Annotated in this window: 2 protein-coding genes and 1 pseudogene; all 3 read right to left on the bottom strand. The window is 62.5% G+C overall.

The genetic code is table 11. The features are described from left to right. A pseudogene (locus tag EOA75_RS30685) lies at positions 1 to 251 on the bottom strand (hypothetical protein); the annotation flags it as partial. A 5-nt stretch (positions 252 to 256) separates the two neighbouring features. Further along, on the bottom strand, positions 257 to 2,620 hold the full coding sequence (locus EOA75_RS30680) for an FtsX-like permease family protein (protein WP_127325907.1): 2,364 nt from the start codon (positions 2,618 to 2,620) through the stop codon (positions 257 to 259). 4 nt (positions 2,621 to 2,624) lie between these two features. Then, complete coding sequence (locus tag EOA75_RS30675) at positions 2,625 to 3,332, bottom strand: ABC transporter ATP-binding protein (RefSeq protein WP_127325906.1); 708 nt, start codon at positions 3,330 to 3,332, stop codon at positions 2,625 to 2,627. Positions 3,333 to 3,473: the final 141 nt, after the last annotated feature.

Below are 3,473 nucleotides of genomic sequence, written 5' to 3'. Positions count from 1 at the left end.
TCCCCGACATGGTGCGGCGGCGAGATCCTGAGCACCTTGCCGGCGATCGGCGCCGACATCGTATAGACGTGCCGCACCTGGGTCTTGGCTTCATCATCGACCGTGACCTCCATCGAGCCTTTGGTCACCGTCGCGAGGTCGACTGCGATCGGCTGCGGCCATGCGAACCAGACCGCCGCCAGGGCGATCAGACCAAGGGCCGCGATGCCGCCGATTCTCTTCATCCAGTTGGTCATCGATTTGCTACGCATGGCCTTCAATCCCGCGTCTTGAGAACGGCAACGAGGTCGAGTTGAGTGACTCGCCTACGGACGATCAGCGCTGAGAGCACAGCCGCCGTAATGACGATCGCGCTGGCGAAAACATAAGTGGCAGGCTCGACAACCAGGCGTACCCGCATCAGTTCGCCGGCCAGGTTCGTCTTCATGATCAGTGCAAGACCATAGCCGAGGGCCCAGCCCGGCGGTTGCGCGATCAGGGTCAACAGCGCGAGTTCAAGCAGAAGGATGCGCAGCACCTCGCCGTGGGTGAAGCCAAGCACCCGAAGGCTTGCCAATTCCCTGGCCCGTTCGGACAGGGAGACACGAGCGTTGTTGTAAACCACGCCGAACGCGATGACGGCCGCGAGCCCCGTGTAGATGCTGGACATCGTGGTGACCAGAATAGCCACAGCGTCGCGGAAAGTGGCGAGGGACGCGGTCTGCAGAGCCAGGCTGCTCACGACCGGCAGGGCCTCGACCGCCGCGTAGAACTGATCCTGCCTGTTCTTGTCCAGACTGACGCTGACGCCGTTCGCCTTCGGCGCTTCGCGCAGCAGCTTGGCCAGCGCATCCTGATCCATCATCCCGCGAATGCCGAGATAGTCCTCGACCAGCGCTGCCACAGGAAGCGTGATCGTCCGGCGCTCGCCGTCGAGCAGATCGACCTCGACGGTGTCGCCAACCCGCACCTTCAGGATGTTGGCAAGCATGTCCGAGATGGCGAGGCCGGATTCCGGCAGGACTACAGGCTGCAGGTCGGCATCGATGATGCGGTTGAGCTCCGCCCCGCGCGGCCTGGCACGGATCATGATACGACGCTCGACATGGCCGTTCCGGATGCGGACCTGGACTTCTCGATAGGGTTCCGCCTTCAGCACGCCGGGAAGCCTTGCAATCTGGAAGGCCACTTCCCGAGGACGCTTCTCGAAAAAGCTGACCGTCACGTCCTGTCGATCCGCGAGGAAGTAGGTGACGTCGACGAGCTGCTCCATCGTGCCCCCGGTGAAGAGCGACACGATCAGGATCGCCGTCGCCAGCGACATGCCGAACGCGGTAAAAAAGGACCGAATTGGATGACGCGCTATGTTGCGCAGCATCATTCTCGTCGGCTGCGAGACAAGGCCGGCCACACTGAGGCTCAGCGGCAGCGTTCGATGGAAAACCGGTGGAGCCGGAGGCTGCATGGCGACGGCCGGAGCCAGATTGACGACTTCGCGCAAGGCGCGCAGCGCGCCAACCGCCGCGGAAAACGCGCTCAATCCCGCCGCCGCGACGTAGAGATCGGGACTTTTTGTGAACAGGAGAAAAGGGAAGCGGAAAAAGTCGGCAAATATTCCAGTCACATAGCTGCCGAGCCAAGTGCCGATCAGGCTGCCGATGATGATGCCTATTCCCGTGATGACGCCTACAAATTTCAGGTAGTGCAGGACGATGCTGGCGTTGCGGTAGCCGAGCGCCTTCAGCAGGCCGATCTGCTCGCGCTCGAGCGAAACGAGCCGGCTGAGGGTAAGGTTCACCAGGAACGCCGAAACCAGCAGGAAGATCGGCGGCAGCGTGCGGCTCATGTTGTTGAGCATGTCGAGTTCGTGGTCGAGCCAGGCATGCGATGTCTGGTCCTTGCGCCCGTAGGCAGCGCGCCCGCCATAGCGGTCGAGCAGGCCGTCGAGACGCGTCATCACCTCGCGTTCCGACGTTCCTCGCAGCAGCTTCAGCGACACGGACGAAAAGGCGCCTTCCAGATCGTAGACGCTGGCCAGAGCCCGTTCGGACATCCAGATGACGCCGAATCGGCGGCCGTCCGGCATGATGTCGCCGGGGCCGACGGCATAGATGTACTCGGGACAAAGGGCGATGCCGACGATCGTCAGGTCGCGCTTGCGGCCGTTGAGGATTGCAGCGAAGTTTGAGCCTAGGGTGAACCGGTGCGCTTCGGCGAAGTTCTCGTTGACGACGATCTCATCTTCCCGGCTCGGATCGGGCGTGCGGCCGGCACGCATATAGAGGCGATTGAGCTTCGGCTCGCCGATCTCGGGCAACGAGACGACCATTCCGGTAGCCGGTGCGGTCTGGCCTGGTATGTCGAGAAGCGCCAATTGCGCGATCCGCGCATCGACGGCCGCCACGCCGGGAATTTCGGCAATCCGGTCGACAAGGGCCTTCGGTGCCCGCCGCACGGTGGCGAAGACATCGGCGAAGCGGTAGCGCTCGTAATAGGCAGTCCTTGTCTCGTCGAGGGAGCGATAGGAACCGACGGCGAGGAGAAGCGTTGCCACACCGCCGCCCACCACGAGCGCGATGGCCAATGCCTGCGCCCAAAGGCGCAACAGGTCACGAAACAGCTTTATGTCCAGCGCGCGCATTTCTTCACCACTGCAACTCCGCCACGGCGCGCCGGGTCTTGTTGGTGACGGCCTTCGATATCTGCCCGTCGCTGAAGAACAGGACGCGGTGCGCGACTTCCTGGATGATGGCGTTGTGGGTGATGATGACGGTGGTCGTGCCAAGCTCGGCGTTGACCTTCATCAAGGCATCGATCACCCGAACGCCGGTTTTGGAGTCGAGTGCGCCTGTCGGCTCATCGCAGAGCAGCACCTCCGGACGCTTGGCGATCGCGCGGGCGATGGCGACGCGCTGCTGCTCGCCACCAGACAGCTGCGCCGGGAAGTGATGCATGCGCGGCTCCAGACCGACAAGAGCGAGAGCTTCCTCGGGACGCATCGGATCGTCGGCAATCTCGGTGACCAGCGCGACGTTCTCGTAGGCCGTCAGGCTGGGGATCAGATTGTAGAACTGGAACACGAAACCGACGTAACGGCGGCGATAGGATGTCAGTCCCCGGTCATCGAGGTCGGTCAGCCGCAAATCCTTGAAGGACAGCTCGCCGCTGGTCGCGTGATCGAGACCGCCCATGATGTTGAGCAGCGTCGATTTCCCGCTGCCCGACGGGCCGAGCAGGACGACCACTTCTCCTGCCGAAATCTCCAGGTTCACGCCGCGCAGGGCGTGCACCTGCGTCTCGCCGGAGACGTAGATCTTGGTCAATTCCCGAGCCGCAAATACTTTGTCAGTCATGCTTTCTTGACCTGCCTCGGCCACGCCTCAAAACGTAGCTATCCTGCCAGCGACGAAAATCTTCGATGAGTTCGGAATTCGGCTCAGGCGATCTGCTGTGATTGCGTCCACGGATCGCCTGATCTTCGCCATTGGCAAGCC

It is taken from the genome of Mesorhizobium sp. M1A.F.Ca.IN.022.07.1.1 (assembly GCF_003997575.1).
Classification (GTDB): Bacteria; Pseudomonadota; Alphaproteobacteria; order Rhizobiales; family Rhizobiaceae; genus Mesorhizobium.
This window is presented reverse-complemented; position numbering and strand designations above follow the sequence as displayed.